Origin of the sequence: Streptomyces sp. NPDC017448, assembly GCF_044330565.1 — a bacterium.
Lineage (GTDB): Bacteria > Actinomycetota > Actinomycetes > Streptomycetales > Streptomycetaceae > Streptomyces.
On sequence record NZ_JBIRLM010000017.1, the window covers coordinates 41,221 to 59,280 of the forward strand.

Consider the following 18,060-nt stretch of genomic DNA (forward strand, 5'->3'; position numbering starts at 1 on the left):
TGCCTCCTCTTCTCTCCACGATCGAGACCCAAAACTATCAGATTTACAACGGTCGTTTCCGTGATGATAGTTTCGTTGTCTGCTTCCCACCCGAACAGAGGCGGCCCTCCCATGTGTCCGAAGACCCAGCCCCGACGACGCGGGCTCCGCATCACCGTGTGGTCACTCGTCACGGTCCTGATCCTGGCCGTCGGTCTCGTCGGTGTGGTGCTGTGGCAGAACTCCTACGGCATGGACGAGCAGCGGGTCACGATCCGCCGCGGCGGCCACACCCTCAACGGCGTACTGGCCGTCCCCAAGGACGGCCGCAACCGCCACGGCCTGGTCGTGTACGTCCACGGCGACGGCCCCGTCGACGCCACCCACGACGACGGTTACAAGCCCATGTGGGAGGCGAACGCCAAGGCCGGGTACGCCTCCCTGTCCTGGGACAAGCCCGGCGTCGCGGGCGCGCCCGGCGACTGGCTCGACCAGTCCATGGACGACCGGGCCGACGAGGCGGCCGCCGCCATCGCCTGGGCCCGCGCGCGCCCGGACGTCGACGGCGACCGGATCGGACTGTGGGGTGCCAGCCAGGCGGGCTGGGTCCTGCCGAAGATCGCCGCCAAGACGCCCGTGAGCTTCGTCATCGCCGTCTCGCCCGCGATCAACTGGCTCCAGCAAGGCCGCTACAACCTCCTCGCCGAGCTGCGCGCCGACAACGCATCGGCAGCCCGCACCAAGGCGGAGGTCGCCAAGAGCGACACCACCCGTCGGCTGCTGGGACGCCGCGCGAGCTTCGAGGAGTACGTCAGGGCGATGGGCGGCGACGCGGACGGTATGACCGCCGGCCGCTGGGGCTTCGTCTCCAAGAACTACACCGCGGACGCCACGCGAGACCTCCGCGCCCTGCGCGGCGTACCGGTGCTGCTGGCCCTCGCGGGACATGACATCAACGTGGACACCGCCGACACGGAGCGCACCTACCGCCGAGTGCTGGGAGCAGGCGGCGCGTTGACGGTCAGGCATTACCCGGACGCGACCCATTCACTGCTCAAGCAGTCCATCGAGCAGTCGGAGCTCGAAACCACTCTCACCGCGCTCTTCGCCCCCCGCTCGCTCTTCGCGGACGGGTTCCTGGACGGCCAAGGACGGTTCCTCCAGGAGCTCGGCCGAGGCGGTCGCGTCACTTCATGACACTCTCGCAGGCCCGGCTGTGGCGCGGGGCGCACGTTCACGTGTACTGGCCGGTGCACTTCGAAATGGACGCCGACAGGGTAGGTCTTCAGCCGCTACTCGATCCGCCCAGCCGGCGGTTTGCGCTGGTCGAGGACGGCGGCGAGCGAGCCGACCGGGCTCGGGGCGATCAGGGCGGCCGCCTCGGCGCCGGGGGGACGAGCCGCTCGGGACACGCCACTCCGCCCGCCCCGAAAGTGCCGTGCCCGCCCGCCCCTGTTCTCGGGGCGGGCGGGCACGGGGGAGTACCGGGGATTACTTCAGGCCGCTGCTGATGGCCGTCACCAGTTCGCCGTTTGCCGTGTCACCGTTGAACTCCCAGAAGAACGCGCCCCCAAGGCCCTGGCTCTTGGCCCACGCCATCTTGGTGCCGACGGTCGCCGGGGTGTCGTAGCTCCACCAGTTGTTCCCGCAGTGTGCGTATGCCGTGCCTCCGACCGTGCCGGTGGCCGGGCACGCCGTCTTGAGGACCTTGTAGTACTGGTTGCCGGGCTCGATTCCGGCCGCCGGACCCGTGGCCGTACCGCCAGGAGCCGACTGGGTGACACCCGTCCAGCCGCGGCCGTAGAAGCCGATGCCCAGGAGCAGCTTGGAGGCCGGGACGCCCTTGGCCTTCAGCTTGGCGATGGCGTCGGCCGAGTTGAAGCCCTGCGCCGGGATGCCCGGGTAGGAGGTCAGCGGGGAGTGCGGGGCCGTCGGGCCCTGCGCCGCCCAGGCGCCGAAGTAGTCGTACGTCATCACGTCGTACCAGTTGATGTACTGTGCGGCGCCTCCGTAGTCGGCGGCGTCGAGCTTGCCCCCGTTGGAGCCGTCCGCGGTGATGGCCGCGGTGAGGAGGTTGTTCGGGCCGAACGCGGCCCGCATGGCCTGCATCATGTTCTTGAACGCGGCGGGGCCGCTGGTGTCACAGGACAGCCCGCAGGCGTTGGGGTACTCCCAGTCCAGGTCGATGCCGTCGAAGACATCGGCCCAGCGGGGGTCCTCGACCAGGTCGTGGCAGGACTGGGCGAACGCGGCCGGGTTCTGGACGGCCTGGCCGAAGCCGCCGGACCAGGTCCAGCCGCCGAAGGACCAGAGGACCTTGATGTGCGGGTACTGCGCCTTCAACTTGCGCAGCTGGTTGAAGTGGCCCCGCAGCGGCTGGTCCGAAGCATCGGCCTTGCCGTCGACCGACTGGGCGGCGCTGTAGGGCTTCTGGTAGTCCTCGTACGCGTCGCCGATGGTGCACTTGCCGTTCTGCACGTTGCCGAAGGCGTAGTTGATGTGCGTGATCTTCTCGGCGGAGCCGGAGGCCACGAGATCCTTCACCGTGTAGGAGCCCCAGTTGGTGAAGTAGCCCAGGTTGATCTTCCCGTTGCCGCCGGGGTTCTCGCCGCCGCCGCCCCCGGCGGTGCGGACCGTGGTGGCGGCCGAGGCGGGGCCCGTCTGGTCGGCGGTGTCGCGGGCCACCACGGAGTAGCTGTAGTCCGTGCCCGCGGTCAGGCCGGTCTGGGTGTACGTGGTGCCGGTGACGGTCGCGACCGTCGCTCCGTCGCGCTTGACGTCGTAGTTCTTGACGCCCTTGTCGTCCGTGGCGGCCGCCCAGGACAACTTCACCGAGGAGTTGGTGATGTCGCTCGCGGTGGGCTTGCCCGGCGCGGTGGGGGCGGTGTCGCCGGGGTTGGTGGAGCCGCCGTCGCACGGGTTGCCGTTGAGCTTGCAGCCGGAGGGTGCGCCGGTGCCGGAGCCGTTGAAGCCGAAGGAGACGGACGCGCCGGGGGCCAGGGTGCCGTTCCAGCCGAGGTTCTTGGCGGTCCAGTGGTTCGCGGAGTTGGTGACGCCGGCGTCCCAGGCGGAGGTGACCTTGGTGTTCGCCGGGAAGTCCCACTCGACGGTCCAGGCGGAGAGCGTGGTGGTACCGGTGTTCTTCACCGTCCACCTGCCCTCGAAGCCGCTGCCCCAGTCGGATGCCTTGGTGTAGACGGCGGTGGCCGAGGTCGCGGCCTCCGCCGGGGTTGCGAGGCCCACCATGGCGGCCAGCGGCAGGAGAAGCGCCGTGGCTCCCGCGACGGCCTTGGACCGCTTGGCCGGGGAGACGCGCTGTGAGGATCTGGTGAGGCGCCATCGCGTTTTCGTACTCAACGCTGCTCCATAAGTGGGGGGCTTCAAGGGACAGGGGGAATCCCTGGCCCGTCAACCCTGCGTGGCCACGAGCACGTAGCTTTCTCCTCGGCGCCCCGCAGTGTTGCCGTGACCCTAAGAAGGACTAGACCAATCGTCAAGGGGTCTGGGCCAAAGAGGAGTTGAGATCAGGGAACTCGAGTGCCTACGCCTCCAGGGGCGCCGAGCCCCTACCCGCCAGATACCGGACGCCGGCGTCCTGGCCTACGAGCGGCAGGGCGGAGCGCCTCATCCGCACACGCCGGGGCGGCCTACGGCGCGTCCAGTACCGCAGCGACCTCATCGACGGCTGCCTCGCCGAGACCGGCCTGACTGTCCGACCCGCCTGACCAGCAGCACGACATCCCGAGTTCAACCTCGGTAACCGGCTCGACGCGCCGCGGTTTCGGTCTCCCGAACGGGTGGAGACCGCTGGGTGACCACGCGGGCGGCAGCCCTAACGGTGGTTGAGATGCTTGCGCGCGACCCCGGCGAACGCGCTGATGGCCGACTTCAGGAGCTCGGAGTGCTCCCGGGGGAGATCCGTCGGCGTGGAGGGAGGCAGCCCCCCGTCGGCGGCCTCGAAACCGTCCCCGATGCCGTTGAGCGTAGCGCCCAGTCGTTCGGCTGCGGCCTGAACGGCGCGGGCGGCCGCTGCGACGCTCGAAGGCCCCTCCAGCTCGACCTGACGGGCTGCGGCCGCCACCGGCTGGGGGTCGGCCGCGGACGAGACGGCCCGTCGGAGGGCGGACCGTTCCGAGTCGCTGTGCCGGACCGGGAGACCTTCCTGCTCGTTGAACAGGTCATCGAGCAGGAAGCCCGCCTCTTCCAGCACGGCTCTGGTCCCGGCCTCGTAGGCATGCGCGGCTCTCAGGAGTTCGGAGTAGACCTCCCGTTGCGCCGTGCGGCGCGTGACGTCGAGGGATCCGAGATAGGCGCTGCGGGCCGCCTTCGACGCTCCGACCACAGCAGCGGCACCGCCGATCAGGGCGCCGGCCAGGGCGCTGCCCGCCCCGATCAGCGCGATCACCACCCCGTTCTCCATAGGTGGATCCTGCCCTGAACGTGCTGGGCCGTCTACGGTCGGGCCGCTCCGTAGCAGTCGGTGCGCAGCATGGTTGAACGTGGACGGACCGGTGGTGAGGTGGAGGGGCGGGCACGGGCCCGAGGTGACCGGTGATCCGGGCCGCCGCTGACGTGAACGCTCCGACCGGCGGCACCGGTCCTCCGAGGGCGTTGCAGGCCGGACATGCCCGCGGTGGCCGCCGAGGCAGGCCGGCGCAGCGCGGAGGACATCGACCGCCGGTGGGCCGGCCGGATCGGCGATCGGCCTCTGGCCGAATGCCGTGCCGCCCTACGGGAACTGGTCAACGAAACGACGGACTCTCCTGTTCCGCCTCCCTCGGCAAAGGGTGTTGCAGCCGCAGAGTGGGCGACTGACCGGGCACCGGACTTCCGGGCCTCTGCGGAGGGAGACGACTGGCGCACTCATGGCGGGTCTGGGCGTACTGGCGGTAGGCGCCGTCCCCGCGGCCATCGCGCTCAACAGTTCAGGGGGAGACCGGGCAGGGGGAAACGCCTCCAAGGGCAGGAAAGAAGAAGGAGTCCGTGTTCGCGGAGTCGTACTGACGGGCCGTACCTCACCCATCGAAGCGGTGGCGTTCAGCCCGGACGGAAAGAGTGTGGCCGGCGGCGGCGAGGACATGTCCGTGCGGCTGTGGAAGCTCCCCTGAGGGAGCGTCACCCGCCGCCCCTTTCCCCATGATCGTTCGTTCCCGCCCCTGCCCGTCGCACGGTCATGCCGTACGTACGGGCAGGATCCGCGGAGGCCACCGTAGGAGAAGGGGCTCGACCAGTGGATTCGGGAACTCTCGCAGCCTGGTTGACCGGTTGCGGAATCACCGCTCGGATTCCGGGTCGGCGGAGACGGGCCCGGATGGCGTGAGACGAGTACGCCTTGCCGGCCGGCACCGCGCCAGGGGCGCCCCCGGGCCGGCCGGTCGGTCGCTGCACCCGCAGGCGGACCCGGGGCTGAGGGAATGCGGGCGGGTCTCCGGCCCGGTCAGGAGTGAGGACGAGAGCGAGCGCCCGACAGCGGCTCTCCGCTGACGGGCCGGCGCCCTGGGCGGGGGCGGGCCCCCGCCTGTCGGGTCAGGTGCCGAGGGCGTGCCCGGTCGTCGAGTCGACGTGCTCCGGGATCTCGTCGTGGCGATCGCCCACGGACGGCGTCCCGGTGGGCTCGAACAGGAGGATCGCGGTGGGGGACGGGGCGTACGGCTTGTGCTCCGTGCCCCGGGGAACCGTGAAGACCGCCCCCCGGGGGAGCAGGACCGTGCGCTCCCCGGCGGGCTCGCGCAAGGAGATGTGCAGCTCGCCGTCGAGTACCAGGAAGAACTCGTCGGTGTCGTCGTGGACGTGCCAGAGGTGTTCGCCCTCGACCTTCGCGACGCGGACGTCGTAGTCGTTGACGCGCGTGACGATGCGAGGGCTCCACAGAGCGTCGAAGGAGGCCAGAGCATGGCTGAGAGAGAGGGGTTCGTTACTCACGGGCTCATCCTGCGCTGTTCCGCAGGGGCGCCGGGAGTGCTAGGAATCGCACATGGCGAAAGAATCCTCGCACACGGACCCCGCGGCGGGCGTGCACCGGGTCGTCGTGATCGTGGACGAGAACTCGAACCCCTTCGAGCTCGGCTGCGCGACCGAGGTCTTCGGTCTGCGCAGACCGGAGATCGGCCGTGACCTCTACGACTTCGGACTCTGCTCCCCGGAGCCCCGCACCCTGATGCGGGACGGATTCTTCACGCTCACCGGGGTCGACGGCCTGGAAGCGGCCGATGCGGCGGACACCTTGATCGTCCCCAACCGCCCGGACGTCGAGGTGCCCCGCCGCCCCGCTGTCCTCGACGCCGTCCGACGGGCGCACGCACGCGGTGCGCGGCTGGTCGGCTTCTGCAGCGGAGCCTTCACCCTCGCCGAGGCCGGAGTCCTCGACGGGCGCCGGGCCACCGCGCACTGGCAGTGGGCGGATTCCTTCCGGGCCCGCTTCCCCTCCGTCCGCTTCACCTCGGACGTGCTGTTCGTGGACGACGGCGACATCCTCACCGCGGCGGGGAGTGCGGCCGCGCTCGATCTCGGGCTGCATGTGGTGCGCCGCGACCACGGTGCGGAGATCGCCAACTCGGTGAGCCGGCGCCTGGTCTTCGCCGCGCACCGGGACGGCGGACAGCGGCAGTTCGTGGAGCGGCCCATGCCCGACCTGCCCGACGAGTCCCTGGCGCCCGTCCTGGCCTGGGCCCAGGAGCGGTTGGACTCACCGCTCACCGTCTCGGACCTCGCGGCCCGTGCGGCGGTCAGTCCGGCGACGCTCCACCGCCGCTTCCGGGCGCAACTGGGCACGACGCCGTTGACGTGGCTCACGGGGGAACGCGTTGCTCTGGCGTGCCGGCTGATCGAGCGGGGCGAGTCCCGGTTCGAGGTGGTCGCGCGACGCAGCGGGCTGGGCACCGCCGCCCATCTGCGCACCCTGATGCGTCGTGAGACCGGCATCCCACCGTCGGCGTACAAGCGCCGGTTCGGGCCGGGAGCGGACTGAGGGGGCGCGTCCCCGGGCGACGAGGACGGGGCGCGTCCCCGGGCGACGGACCGGCGTTCCGAGGCAGAGGTGTCACGGCACGGTGGGACCGTCCTCGCGGGGCGGCCCGCCCACGGCCGTGCGCGGGCGCCGGGGACGTGCGCGGACAGCGGGGGCACGCCGGAGACATCAGCCCGCACCCGCCGGCGGCATACCGGGGCGAAAGCCGTGTTCACCGACTCGTCAGGATCTGTGGGGACAGGTTCTTGACCATGGTGGTGGTCCAGCGCATCTGCCGCAGCGTCCGAGGGTGGCAGGACGTCGCCAGGTCCAGCAGCCGTGTGTCCTTCGCCGCCCGGGCCGCTTGGGCGAGCATCTCCCAGTACAGGGAGTTCCCCGCCGCACCGAGGTGGAGCTCCCGCAGGTCTTCGAGCAGGAGGAGACCTGGCGGGGGTCGACGGCCCGGGATGCCGGCGGGCTTCTCGCGGTGCGCCGGCGCCGGGCCGGCGGTGGGCCGGTGGGCGGGGCCGTCGAGATCCAGGCCGTAGTGCCCGGCTGCCGCCGCCAGCCGGACGCAGTGCTCGTTCGACCAGGCGACCAGCTCCTTCGCCACGTGGCGGACCTCGTGTTCGGCGCTGTGGCGTTCCGCGACGACGGCCAGTTCCCCGGCCAGGCGCCGCTCCCCGTCGTGCAGCGCGCGCAGGACGAGGGCGATCGTGTTCACTGTGAGGCTCCATCGGTGTCGTCCCCGTACGGGCCGGTCGTCTCCCGGACCCGCGCCGAGGCGCCGCCTCGGGTGGGGCGGACCCCGCCCGGGCGGACGGGCGCCGACGCGGTGGTCGTGGGGGCCGGCGCGGAGCGCCCCGCGCCCTTCTCGACGAGGGCGAGCGCGGCGGCGGCCGTCTTGAACAGCGGCTGCTTGGATGCCGGATCCCAGTCGGTGACGGTCGTCTCGTTGGCCGCGCGCGGCGGGGTTCCGTCGTCCGGCCCCGAACCGGAGGCCGTGTCCCAGTAGCCGTAGTGGAAGGGGACGAAGAGCAGGCCGGGCCGGATACCGGTGATCCTCAGACGCCCTCGCAGAGCGCCCCGGGGGGTGGTGACCTCCACGACGTCGCCCTCGTCCAGCCCCTGGGCCGCCGCGTCGGAGGAAGAGATCTCCACCCATACGTCGGGCGCCGCCGCGTTCAGCTGAGGGGTGCGGCCTGTCTTGGTGCGGGTGTGGAAGTGGTAGAGGGTGCGCCCGGTGGTCAGCTGGAACGGGTGGGCGTCATCCGGTGCTTCATGCGGGGGAACGTAGTCGGCGGCTTTCAGCATCGCCCTGCCGTCAGGGTTGAGGGACCGGTACTCGTCGGCGGTGACGGAGGCGCCGGTGAGGAGGTCCTTGCCGTAGCTCTCGCACGCGTCCGGGCCCGCCCAGGTGATCCCCCGGGTGTACAGGCGGTCGGTTCCCCCCGGCGCCTGCTCGGTGCACGGCCACTGGATTCCGCTGCCCCCGCGGAGTCCGTCGTAGGTGAGGCCGGTGTAGTCGCAGGGGCGGCCGGCACTGCAGCGTTTCCACGCCTCGAAGGCGGACTCGGGGTCGTGCCAGGTGATCAGCGGCGCGCCGTCCTTGTCGGTGAAGCCCATGCGCCGGGCGTAGTCGAGGAAGATGTCGAGGTCCGCTCGCGCCTCGCCCGGCGGTTCCACCGCCTTGTCGGACAGGTGCACGGTACGGTCCGCGTTGGTGAAGGTGCCGGTCTTCTCGCCCCACGTCGCCGCCGGCAGGACCACGTCCGCCAGCTGGGCGGTCTCCGTCAGGAACAGGTCCTGGACCACGACGAACAGCCGGTCCTGGGAGAGGACGGAGCGGATGCGCGACAGCTCGGGCAGGGAGACGGCAGGGTTGGTGCCGCTGATCCACAGCATGCGGATCGAGCCCTGCTCCGCGTAGCGGAACATCTGCATGGCGTGGGTGGGCGGGGCGTAGTGGGGGATCGTCGCGGGTTCGACGTTCCAGACCCGGGCGAGGTCGGCCACGTGCTCCTCGTTCTGCCAGTTCCGGAAGCCGGGGAGGTCCCCGTTGGCACCGCATTCGCGGGTGTTCTGCGCCGTGGGCTGCCCGTTCATCTGCAGTACGCCGGCGCCCGGCCGTCCCAGCATGCCGCGCAGGAGGTGCAGGTTGTTGATCTGCACGGCGGCGGCGGTGGCCTGGTGGGACTGGTAGACCCCCTGCAGGACGGTGGACAGGAGCCTGTCGGCCGTACCGAGCACCTCGGCCGCTTCCGCGATCCGCGCGGCCGGAACGTCGCAGACGCGCGACGCCCAGGCGGGGGTGCACTCCTTGACCGTCTTCGCCAGCTCGTCGAATCCGACGGTGTGGGCGTCGACGTAGGCGTGGTCGACGCGGCCGCTGCGGATGATCTCGTGCAGGAGCGCGTTGAGCAGGGCCACGTTCGTCCCGACCCGCGGAGCCAGGTGCACGGCAGCCGCCCGCGCGACCCGCGTGGGCCGCGGATCCACGCATACCAGGCGGGGCGGGTCGCCCCCGTCGAGCCGGTCGAGGACGCGCATCCACTGCACGGGCTGGGTCTCGGCGAGGTTGTGGCCGAAGAGCGCGATCACATCGGCGTGGTCGATGTCGTCGTACGTACCGGGCTGGCCGTCGCAGCCGAAGGACTCCTTGAGCGCCTCGGCCGCCGTCGAGGTGCACAGACGCGTGTTCCCGTCGAGGTGGTTCGTGCCGATACCGGCCCGGGCCGCGACCGCCAGCGTGTAGTACTCCTCCAGGAACAGCTGGCCGGAGGTGTAGAACCCGATCGATCCGGGCCCCCGTTCCCGGAGCAGCTCGCGCGAGTGAGCGGCCACCAGGCCCATCGCGGTGTCCCAGTCCGTCGGGACCAGCTTCCCGTCACGGCGGACGAGCGGTTGGGTCAAACGGTCCGGTGACGCGTTGGCCTGCCAGCCGAACACGTCCTTCGGCCCCAGACGGCCGCGGTTGACCCGGTCCGCCTTCCGGCCGCGCACCCCGACCATCCGGCCGTCCTTGACCGCGATGTCCATGGCATCCCCGTCGGAGTGCAGAATCGAAGCGGCCTGGACCCACCGCTCCACCTCCTCGGTCTCCACGCCTTCCGCCAGAAAGGCGTCCACCCGCGGGGGCCACGCCTGACCGCGGGCGTACGGGGTACGGCCGCCCCACGGCTGCGCGATCCGGTCAACCGACGTCTCCATACGCACCTCTCGGCCGGCACCCGCCGGTGCCCGTTTCCTCGACCGACCATCGGTACCCGCCACGGGCGTTCCCTAACAGGGAGGACGTCGCCCCGCGTACGTCCACGCATGGGCTCGCCGTCACCGGGCACGCGGCCGGATACACACGACCGTCCCCTTGCGAAAGGACCCCGCATGCCCGAGGACCATCGTCAGAACATCTTCGTCGTCGGCCTCGACGAGGCCAATCTGCCCACCTTGCGTGCCGTTCCGGACGCGGACTCCTACCGTTTCCACGGGCTGCTCACCGTGGAGGAGCTCCAGGAGGGCGAGGTCTCCGTGAACGACCTCCTCGACCGGGCCCGGAAGGTGCTCGACGCGCACGAGGGGAGCATCGACGCCATCGTGGGCTACTGGGATTTCCCCGTCAGCACCATGGTCCCGATCCTCGGCAAGGAGTACGGCACCCGCACCACGAGCCTGGAGTCCGTGGTGAAGTGCGAGCACAAGTACTGGAGCCGGCTGGAGCAGCGCAAGGCGGTCGACGCGTATCCGCGCTTCGGCCGCGTCGACCTCGACACCGACGACCCGCGACCGCCCGAGGGCGTCTCCTTCCCGATGTGGCTCAAGCCGGCCCTCGCCTACTCGTCCGAGCTGGCCTTCGGTGTGAAGGACGAGAGCGAGTTCCGTGCCGCGGTGAAGGAGATCCGGAGCGGTATCGGACGGGTCGGACGCCCCTTCGAGACCGTGCTCGACATGCTGGAGCTGCCCGAGGAGATGGACGGCGTCGGAGGCGAGGTCTGCCTCGCGGAAGAGGCGATGACCGGAATCCAGGTGGCCGTCGAGGGCTACGTCCACGAGGGCCGGCCCACCGTCTACGGCGTGCTGGACTCGATCAACTACCCCGGCTCGTCCTGCTTCCTGCGCCACCAGTACCCCAGCACCCTGCCGCCCGACGTCATCCGCACCCTGCACGACGTCAGCGAGCGCACGATGCGCCAGATCGGGTTCGACACGGCCACCTTCAGCATCGAGTACTTCTACGACCCCAAGACCCGTGACGTCAGCCTGCTGGAGATCAACCCACGCCACTCCCAGTCCCACGCGGAGCTGTTCCAGTACGTCGACGGCGTCCCCAACCACCACCGGATGATCGCGCTGGCGCTCGGCCGCGACCCGGCGCTGCCCGGCGGCCGGGGCGACTACGCCATGGCGGCCAAGTGGTACTACCGCTGGTTCACCGACGGCAAGGTGCACGGGATACCCGGCCCGGAGCGGATCGCCGAGATCGAGAAGGAGATACCCGGCGTCCGTATCGACGTCGTCCCCGAGGAGGGGCAGAAGCTCTCCACCGTCTCGCAGCAGGACAGCTACAGCTACGAGGTCGCGCACATCTTCACCGGCGGGAACGACGAGGAGGACCTGCGCCGCAAGTTCGACCTCGCCGTGGCGGCCCTGGGCCTCTCCTTCGACTGACCCGCGCGCACCACGGCGGCCACGGGCCCCACCGCACCGAGCGGGCCCGGACACCCGAGCAGCAGAGGAGGTCGCAGCACCATGCGACACGTGGACCAACTCCCCCACGCGGTCAAGGAAGAGAAGCACGTCACGATCCCGATGGCCGACGGAACCCGGCTCTCGGCACGGATCTGGCGCCCCGTCTCCTCCGACACCGAGCCGGTCCCGGCGGTCCTTGAGTACATCCCCTACCGCAAGAACGACCTCACCTCCCCACGGGACTCCATCCACCACCCCTACATCGCCGGGCACGGCTACGCCTGCGTCCGGGTCGACATCCGGGGCACCGGCGAGTCCGACGGAGTCCTCGTCGACGAGTACCTCGAACAGGAGCAGGCCGACGCCGAAGCCGTCCTCGCCTGGCTGGCCGACCAGCCCTGGTGCGACGGCGCCACCGGCATGATGGGCATCTCCTGGGGCGCCTTCGCCGCCCTCCAGGTCGCCGCCCGCCGGCCTCCGAGCCTGCGCGCCATCTGCATCTCGTCCTTCACCGACGACCGGTACGCGGACGACATGCACTACCTGGGCGGCGCCATGCTCTCCGACAACCTGGCCGAGGCCGGCACCATGTTCGCCTACGCCACCTGCCCGCCCGACCCGGCCGTGGTCGGCGACCGGTGGCGCGCGATGTGGGAGGAGCGGCTGCGGGCCGCCCGGCCCTGGGTCCTGGAGTGGCTGCGCCATCCGCAGCGCGACGCCTACTGGCGCCACGCCAGCCTCAGCGAGGACTACAGCGCCCTCGCCTGCCCGGTCCTCGCCTCCAGCGGATGGGCCGACGGCTACTCCAACGCCGTCACCCGGCTGCTGCACCACGTCGACGTGCCCCGCAAGGGGCTGATCGGCCCCTGGTCGCACAAGCTGCCCCACCTGGGGGAGCCGGGCCCCGCCATCGGCTACCTCCAGGAAGTGGTGCGCTGGTGGGACCACTGGCTCAAGGGCGTGGACAACGGCGTCATGGACGGGCCCATGCTCCGCACCTGGATGCAGGAGAGCGTGCCGCCCTCCACCTCGTACGAGGAGCGGCCGGGCCGCTGGATCGGGGAGCCCTCCTGGCCCTCGCCGCACGTCACGGACACCGTGCTGCCCTTCCACGACCGCGGACTCCTGATGCCTCCCGGCAGCGGCGGGGCGGCCGAGCGGCCGGAGGGCCCGGAGCGCGCGTACACCGTCCAGTCCCCGCTGTCCGTCGGCCAGTTCGCCGGCAAGTGGGCGTCCTACAACGCCCCGCCGGATCTGCCCTACGACCAGCGCGAGGAGGACGGCGGGTCGCTCGTCTTCGAGACCGACGTCCTGACCGACCGGGTGGAGATCCTCGGCGCTCCCTCCGTCACCCTCGACGTGTCGGCCGACGCCCCTGCCGCGCAGGTGAACGTCCGCCTCTCCGACGTCGCTCCGGACGGGCGCTCGACGCGGGTCACCTACGGGGTGCTCAACCTCGCCCACAGGAGCAGTGAGGCGGAGCCGAGCGAGCTCGTCCCGGGGGAGCGGTACACGGTCCGCGTGCCTCTGCACGGGGTCGCGCAGGCGTTCCCGCCCGGCCACCGCATCCGGGTCTCCCTGTCCACCTCGTACTGGCCGCTGGTCTGGCCGGCGCCCGAGCCGGTCCTGCTCACGGTGTACGAGAGCGGAAGCGCGCTCACCCTGCCGGTCCGCGACCAGGACGTCGCCACCGACGCGGAGCTGCGCCCCTTCGGCGAGCCCGAGGGCTGCGCGCCGTCGGCCGTCGTCCAGCTCGGCGAACCGGAACAGGCGTGGACGGTCTCCCGCGACCTGGTGAACTACCGGTCCGTGCTCGACATCGTGAAGGACCAGGGAGTGCGGCGGTACGAGGACGCCGGGATCGACGTCGGCCTGCGCGCCTGCGAGCGGTACAGCTGGGTGGCCGAGGACTTCGCCTCGGTACGCGGTGAGTCGGCCTGGACCATGAGCTTCGGCCGGCCCGGGTGGGACGTGCGCGTCGAGACGCGTACCGTCCTGACGTCGGACAGGGACGCCTTCCACGTGGACGCGACCCTGGACGGTTACGAGGGCGGCCGGCGCGTGTTCTCCCGTACGTGGAACGAGGAAGTGCCCCGCACCCGCGTCTAGGACGCCCGCGGGCGGTGCCGCGGCTGGTGGCGGTCGCGCGGCGGGGCGGGCTCCCCGGCGAGTAGCCCCGTCCGAGGGCCGGGGAGCGCCGCGCCCTCCGTGATCAGGGCCGGTTCCGGAGCGCTCCGGAACCGGCCCCCGGTCGTCTCCGGGGCCGGTCGGGGCCGGCTCCGGGGTCCGTACGGAAGGTCAGGAGGCCCGGCGCGAGCGGAGCGAGGCGATGGCGCCGAGGCCACCGCCGACGGCCAGGACGACCAGCCCCCTCAGCCAGACCTCACGTTCGATCTGGGTGGCGAGCAGGAGGCAGGACAGGGCTCCGAGCACCGGTACGACGGTCGGCGCCCGGAAGTGGCGCCCGGGCGCCGGGTCGCGGCGCAGGACCAGGAGGGAGGTGTTGACGAGGAAGAAGACCACCAGCAGCAGCAGGACCAGTGTGGAGGCGAGAGTGGACACGTCGCCGGTCGCCGCGAGGAGGAGCGAGAGCGCGGTGGTCGCGGCGATGGCCGCCCACGGGGTGCGGCGGCCGGGGAGGACCTTCGTCAGGAAGCGGGGGAGGAGGCCGTCCCGCGCCATGCCGTAGGCCAGCCGCGAGGACATGATGCCCGTCAGCAGCGCCCCGTTCGCGACGGCCACCAGGGCGACGGCGCCGAACAGCTCGGTGGGAACCCCTCCTGCCGCCCGGACCACCTCGAGCAGCGGACCGCTCGAGTCCGCCAGCGTCTTCGTCGGCACGGCCGCGGACGCCGCCACACCGACCAGGGCGTACACCGCGCCCGCGGTCAGAAGCGCGCCGAAGAGGGCGCGGGGGTACGAGCGGCGGGGCTCGCGCGTCTCCTCGGCCACGTTGACGGACGTCTCGAACCCGACGAACGAGTAGTAGGCGAGTACGGCGCCGCTGAGCACGGCCGCCACCGGGCCCTCGTGGGAGGTGCCCAGCTCCGTGAGCCTCCCCAGGTCTCCGTCGCCGCGCAGCATGATCCGGACGCCGAGACCGATCACCAGCAGCAGCCCGCCCACCTCGACGACGGTGGCGACGACGTTGGCCCGGGTCGACTCGTTGATGCCCCGCGCGTTGAGCAGCGCCAGCAGGACGAGGAAGACGACGACCACCAGCACCACGGGGAGGGTGACGAACTCGGACAGGTAGTCGCCGGCGAACCCCCGGGCCAGGGCGGCCACCGAGACCACGCCCGCGGCCAGCATGCAGAAGCCCGCGAGGAACCCCAGGAACGGGCCGTAGGCCAAGGTCGCGTAGTGGGAGGCGCCACCGGCGCGCGGGTACTTGGTGACCAGCTCCGCGTAGGAGGCGGCCGTCAGCAGGGACAGGCACATGGCCGCGAGCAGGGGAACCCATACGGCCCCGCCGGACTCGGCGGCGACCTGGCCCACCAGGACGTACACGCCCGCGCCGAGCACGTCCCCCAGAATGAAGAAGTAGAGGAGCCGTGTGGTGAGAGCCTTCTTGAGCGGCGCCGGAGCGTCCGAGGCGGGGGGCTTCGTAGGAGATGGTTTCACGGGGCGCCGGGTACCCCGCCCCCCATCCGGTAATCCGCGTCCCTTCGGCGCCCGTCCGCCCCGCCGGGGAGCCGTCGCGGGCGCCGGCCCGCCTCCGCGGGCCGGCGCCACACCGTCCGGCTCACTCCCGGGCAGCCTCTTCCCGGCCTTCGAACACGCGGCGCGCGACGGCGCCCTCGTCGTCGGCGAGGCCGCCGCGGTCGGGGGCGAACACGGCACCGCAGCGTTCGCACAGCTTCGCCGTTCCGGCGGGGGTGCCGCATGCCGTGCAGAACCGCTGCTCGCCTTCCGCCTCCGATGTCTCCGTCATGATCGGGTCCTCCTTCGTGGTGAGTGCCTTCGTCTCGTACCCGTGCGGGGAGGAACGACTCGGCGCGGGAGGCGGCAGAGGGCCGACGCACGCCGTCCCCGGGGGGCCGCGGCCTCCCCGCGTTCGGTACGCACCGGGGGCCCCGCGCGGGCGGGGCCCCCGGCAGGCGGCGTCAGACAGCCGGGGTGAACCGGTCCCAGACCCGGTGGCGGGCCAGCATCCCGCTCAGGGACTCCAGGACCGCGGCCGGATCGTCGGAGGCCGCCACACCGGGCGCGTCGGGGGCGATACCGGCGGCCCTCAGCGTTTCGAGGCCGCCGGCCCAGGCGCCGACGGCCTTGCCGTGCCGGAACGCCTCGGTGAGCAGCAGCAGGACGCGGGGGTCGATCCCGGCAGCCGCCGCCGCCCCGTCGTCGACCTTGGCGTCGCGGGCGCCGTAGCCGTCCGCGCCCGGGGCGGGGGCGCCGGCGACGAGGAGGGCGTCGAACTCGATCGAGCGCGCGGTGGTGAAGGTGCGCTGGACGGTGACGGGGGCGTCGTCCGGTCCGATGGTGCCGCCGGCCGGGGCGATGACGAGCGGCACCATGCCGGCGTCCAGGATCGTCTGCCGTACGGAGCTGACACCGTCCAGGTCCGCGTCGGCGTCGGCGACGATGCCGATGATCCGGCCGTCCAGCGGCCAGTCCTGGCCGAGCTGGGAGAGCGCGGGGCTCGGAGCGGGGTCGGCGAGCCGCGTGCCGGCGGCCGGCGCGGGGAGGCCGAGCCCCGCGGCGACCTGGGCGCAGAGCTCGGGGTCGATGTTGGCCAGTACGGTCAGGGCCCGCTCCTTGACGGCCTGCTCGTAGCACTTGCCGAGCTCGAAGGTGTAGGCGGCGATGGTGTGTTCGCGCTCGGTGGGGGTCATGCTGAGCCAGAACAGGCGCGGCTGGCTGTAGTGGTCGTCGAAGGAGGCGGGCGCCTTGCGCTCCTTGACGCTCGCGGCGACCGCGGCGGGCACGTCGATGAACGCGCCGGTGTCCTCCCCGGCGAGGAAGGGGCACCCGCCGTCGAGGCTGTTGGGCCGGTAGGGGGCGACGCCGCGGTGGACGGCGGTCTGGTGCATGCCGTCGCGCAGCATGTCGTTGACCGGGGCGTGGGTGCGGTTGATCGGCAGCTGGCCGAAGTTCGGGCCGCCGAGCCGGGTGAGCTGGGTGTCGAGGTAGGAGAACAGGCGGCCCTGGAGCAGCGGGTCGTCGGTGACGTCGATGCCGGGCACGAGGTGGCCGAGGTGGAAGGCGACCTGCTCCGTCTCGGCGAAGTAGTTCGACGGGTTGGCGTTGAGGGTGAGCAGGCCGATCGGCTGGACCGGCGCCAGCTCCTCGGGCACGATCTTCGTCGGGTCGAGGAGGTCGATCCCCGCGAAGTTCTGCTCCGGGGTGTCGGGGAACGTCTGGATGCCCAGCTCCCACTGCGGGAAGGCGCCCGCCTCGATCGCGTCGGCCAGGTCCCGGCGGTGGAAGTCGGGGTCGACGCCGGCGGCGATCTGCGCCTCCTCCCAGACCAGGGAGTGCACGCCGAGCTTGGGCTTCCAGTGGAACTTCACCAGCGTGGTGGCGCCCTCGGCGTTGACGAGGCGGAAGGTGTGGACGCCGAAGCCCTCCATCATCCGGTAGGAGCGCGGGATGCCCCGGTCGGACATGTTCCACAGCGTGTGGTGCGTGGCCTCGGTGTGGAGGGTGACGAAGTCCCAGAACGTGTCGTGGGCGCTCTGCGCCTGCGGGATCTCCCGGTCGGGGTGGGGCTTGCCGGCGTGGATGATGTCGGGGAACTTGATCGCGTCCTGGATGAAGAAGACCGGGATGTTGTTCCCGACCAGGTCGAAGACGCCTTCCTCGGTGTAGAACTTCGTCGCGAAGCCCCGGGTGTCGCGCACGGTGTCCGCGGAACCGCGTGAACCCAGGACGGTGGAGAAGCGGACGAACACCGGGGTTTCCACGCCCTTCGCGAGGAACGCCGCCTTGGTCACGGCGGCCGCCGTGCCGTACGCCTGGAACACCCCGTGGGCGGCCGCGCCCCGCGCGTGCACGACGCGCTCCGGGATCCGCTCGTGGTCGAAGTGGGTGATCTTCTCCCGCAGGTGGTGGTCCTGCAACAGCACCGGGCCCCGCGCCCCCGCCTTCAGCGAGTGGTCGGTGTCGTAGAGCCGGGCCCCCTGGGCGGTCGTCAGGTACGCACCGCTCTGCGCCACTTCCTTCTGCGGAACCCCGGTCTCCTGTCCGGTCGGGCTGTACGTGTCCGGGCCGCGCTGGTCGTGCTTGGGCGGCAGCGGATCCGCCGGCGTGGTCGGCTCGTCCACCGGCGGCGGCACCGGCCCCGGTGCGCCGGGGATCTCGTTCCCCGGGTCGACGGCGTCCTGGACCTTCTCGGCCACCTTGTCGGCCGCGGCCTTGAGGGGGTTCTTCTTCTCGCTCATGGGGTTCCGATCGTTGCGGGGGTCTGTTGCCGAGGGCGGGCGCTCGTCCAGAATGTGCGGCTC

Annotated in this window: 13 protein-coding genes and 1 pseudogene; 6 read left to right on the forward strand and 8 right to left on the reverse strand. The window is 71.7% G+C overall.

Annotation, left to right across the window (positions count from 1 at the left end; all coding sequences use genetic code 11):
* Window positions 1–111 precede the first annotated feature (111 nt).
* Window positions 112–1,176 (forward strand): alpha/beta hydrolase family protein, encoded by a 1,065-nt coding sequence (locus ACH4K1_RS24820; RefSeq protein WP_398091617.1) that lies wholly within the window; start codon window positions 112–114, stop codon window positions 1,174–1,176.
* 294 nt (window positions 1,177–1,470) lie between these two features.
* On the opposite strand, the gene ACH4K1_RS24825 is transcribed toward ACH4K1_RS24820, so the two are convergent.
* Window positions 1,471–3,336: a glycosyl hydrolase family 18 protein gene (locus ACH4K1_RS24825; protein ID WP_398091619.1), complete on the reverse strand. Its 1,866-nt coding sequence runs from the start codon at window positions 3,334–3,336 to the stop codon at window positions 1,471–1,473.
* A gap of 260 nt (window positions 3,337–3,596) precedes the next feature.
* Between ACH4K1_RS24825 and ACH4K1_RS24830 the strand changes: the two are divergent.
* Window positions 3,597–3,704 (forward strand): annotated as a pseudogene (locus ACH4K1_RS24830) (IS630 family transposase); the annotation flags it as partial.
* 107 nt (window positions 3,705–3,811) lie between these two features.
* Here the strand turns inward: ACH4K1_RS24830 and ACH4K1_RS24835 are convergent.
* Complete coding sequence (locus tag ACH4K1_RS24835; RefSeq protein WP_398091621.1) at window positions 3,812–4,399, reverse strand: hypothetical protein; 588 nt, start codon at window positions 4,397–4,399, stop codon at window positions 3,812–3,814.
* A 445-nt stretch (window positions 4,400–4,844) separates the two neighbouring features.
* Here ACH4K1_RS24835 and ACH4K1_RS24840 point away from each other — a divergent pair, with 445 nt between their 5' ends.
* A complete protein-coding gene (locus ACH4K1_RS24840; protein WP_398091623.1) occupies window positions 4,845–5,087 on the forward strand; it encodes a hypothetical protein in 243 nt (80 codons plus the stop codon).
* A gap of 418 nt (window positions 5,088–5,505) precedes the next feature.
* Here the strand turns inward: ACH4K1_RS24840 and ACH4K1_RS24845 are convergent, their stop codons facing one another.
* Window positions 5,506–5,901 (reverse strand): cupin domain-containing protein, encoded by a 396-nt coding sequence (locus tag ACH4K1_RS24845; RefSeq protein ID WP_398091625.1) that lies wholly within the window; start codon window positions 5,899–5,901, stop codon window positions 5,506–5,508.
* 52 nt (window positions 5,902–5,953) lie between these two features.
* Between ACH4K1_RS24845 and ACH4K1_RS24850 the strand changes: the two genes are divergently transcribed.
* Window positions 5,954–6,946: a GlxA family transcriptional regulator gene (locus tag ACH4K1_RS24850; protein WP_398091627.1), complete on the forward strand. Its 993-nt coding sequence runs from the start codon at window positions 5,954–5,956 to the stop codon at window positions 6,944–6,946.
* 211 nt (window positions 6,947–7,157) lie between these two features.
* Here ACH4K1_RS24850 and ACH4K1_RS24855 read toward each other — a convergent pair whose 3' ends face one another.
* Both ACH4K1_RS24855 and ACH4K1_RS24860 read right to left on the reverse strand, forming a co-directional pair.
* Window positions 7,158–7,649, reverse strand: coding sequence for a hypothetical protein (locus ACH4K1_RS24855; protein ID WP_398091628.1), 492 nt, complete (start codon window positions 7,647–7,649; stop codon window positions 7,158–7,160).
* The gene (locus ACH4K1_RS24860) at window positions 7,646–10,135 is read right to left on the reverse strand and encodes a molybdopterin oxidoreductase family protein (RefSeq protein WP_398091630.1); all 2,490 of its coding nucleotides are present in this window, start codon (window positions 10,133–10,135) and stop codon (window positions 7,646–7,648) included. Before ACH4K1_RS24860 ends, ACH4K1_RS24855 begins: the two co-directional genes overlap by 4 nt.
* 174 nt (window positions 10,136–10,309) lie before the next feature.
* On the opposite strand from ACH4K1_RS24860, the gene ACH4K1_RS24865 reads away from it, so the two are divergent.
* Both ACH4K1_RS24865 and ACH4K1_RS24870 read left to right on the forward strand, forming a co-directional pair.
* Window positions 10,310–11,590, forward strand: coding sequence for an acetyl-CoA carboxylase biotin carboxylase subunit family protein (locus ACH4K1_RS24865; RefSeq protein WP_398091632.1), 1,281 nt, complete (start codon window positions 10,310–10,312; stop codon window positions 11,588–11,590).
* 81 nt (window positions 11,591–11,671) lie between these two features.
* Complete coding sequence (locus ACH4K1_RS24870) at window positions 11,672–13,720, forward strand: CocE/NonD family hydrolase (protein ID WP_398091634.1); 2,049 nt, start codon at window positions 11,672–11,674, stop codon at window positions 13,718–13,720.
* 189 nt (window positions 13,721–13,909) lie between these two features.
* Here the strand turns inward: ACH4K1_RS24870 and ACH4K1_RS24875 are convergent, their stop codons facing one another.
* The 3 genes from ACH4K1_RS24875 to ACH4K1_RS24885 form a co-directional block, all read right to left on the reverse strand.
* Complete coding sequence (locus tag ACH4K1_RS24875) at window positions 13,910–15,235, reverse strand: APC family permease (RefSeq protein ID WP_398091636.1); 1,326 nt, start codon at window positions 15,233–15,235, stop codon at window positions 13,910–13,912.
* 121 nt (window positions 15,236–15,356) lie between these two features.
* Complete coding sequence (locus tag ACH4K1_RS24880) at window positions 15,357–15,545, reverse strand: hypothetical protein (protein WP_398091638.1); 189 nt, start codon at window positions 15,543–15,545, stop codon at window positions 15,357–15,359.
* Window positions 15,546–15,717: 172 nt separating this feature from the next.
* On the reverse strand, window positions 15,718–17,997 hold the full coding sequence (locus ACH4K1_RS24885) for a catalase (protein WP_398091640.1): 2,280 nt from the start codon (window positions 17,995–17,997) through the stop codon (window positions 15,718–15,720).
* Window positions 17,998–18,060: the final 63 nt, after the last annotated feature.

Coding starts and splice junctions, on each gene's coding strand:
- ACH4K1_RS24850 (WP_398091627.1), top strand. CDS start 5,954: ATGGCGAAAGAATCCTCGCACACGGACCCCGCGGCGGGCGTGCACCGG.
- ACH4K1_RS24880 (WP_398091638.1), bottom strand. CDS start 15,545: ATGACGGAGACATCGGAGGCGGAAGGCGAGCAGCGGTTCTGCACGGCA.
- ACH4K1_RS24840 (WP_398091623.1), top strand. CDS start 4,845: ATGGCGGGTCTGGGCGTACTGGCGGTAGGCGCCGTCCCCGCGGCCATC.
- ACH4K1_RS24865 (WP_398091632.1), top strand. CDS start 10,310: ATGCCCGAGGACCATCGTCAGAACATCTTCGTCGTCGGCCTCGACGAG.
- ACH4K1_RS24870 (WP_398091634.1), top strand. CDS start 11,672: ATGCGACACGTGGACCAACTCCCCCACGCGGTCAAGGAAGAGAAGCAC.
- ACH4K1_RS24835 (WP_398091621.1), bottom strand. CDS start 4,399: ATGGAGAACGGGGTGGTGATCGCGCTGATCGGGGCGGGCAGCGCCCTG.
- ACH4K1_RS24820 (WP_398091617.1), top strand. CDS start 112: ATGTGTCCGAAGACCCAGCCCCGACGACGCGGGCTCCGCATCACCGTG.
- ACH4K1_RS24860 (WP_398091630.1), bottom strand. CDS start 10,135: ATGGAGACGTCGGTTGACCGGATCGCGCAGCCGTGGGGCGGCCGTACC.
- ACH4K1_RS24885 (WP_398091640.1), bottom strand. CDS start 17,997: ATGAGCGAGAAGAAGAACCCCCTCAAGGCCGCGGCCGACAAGGTGGCC.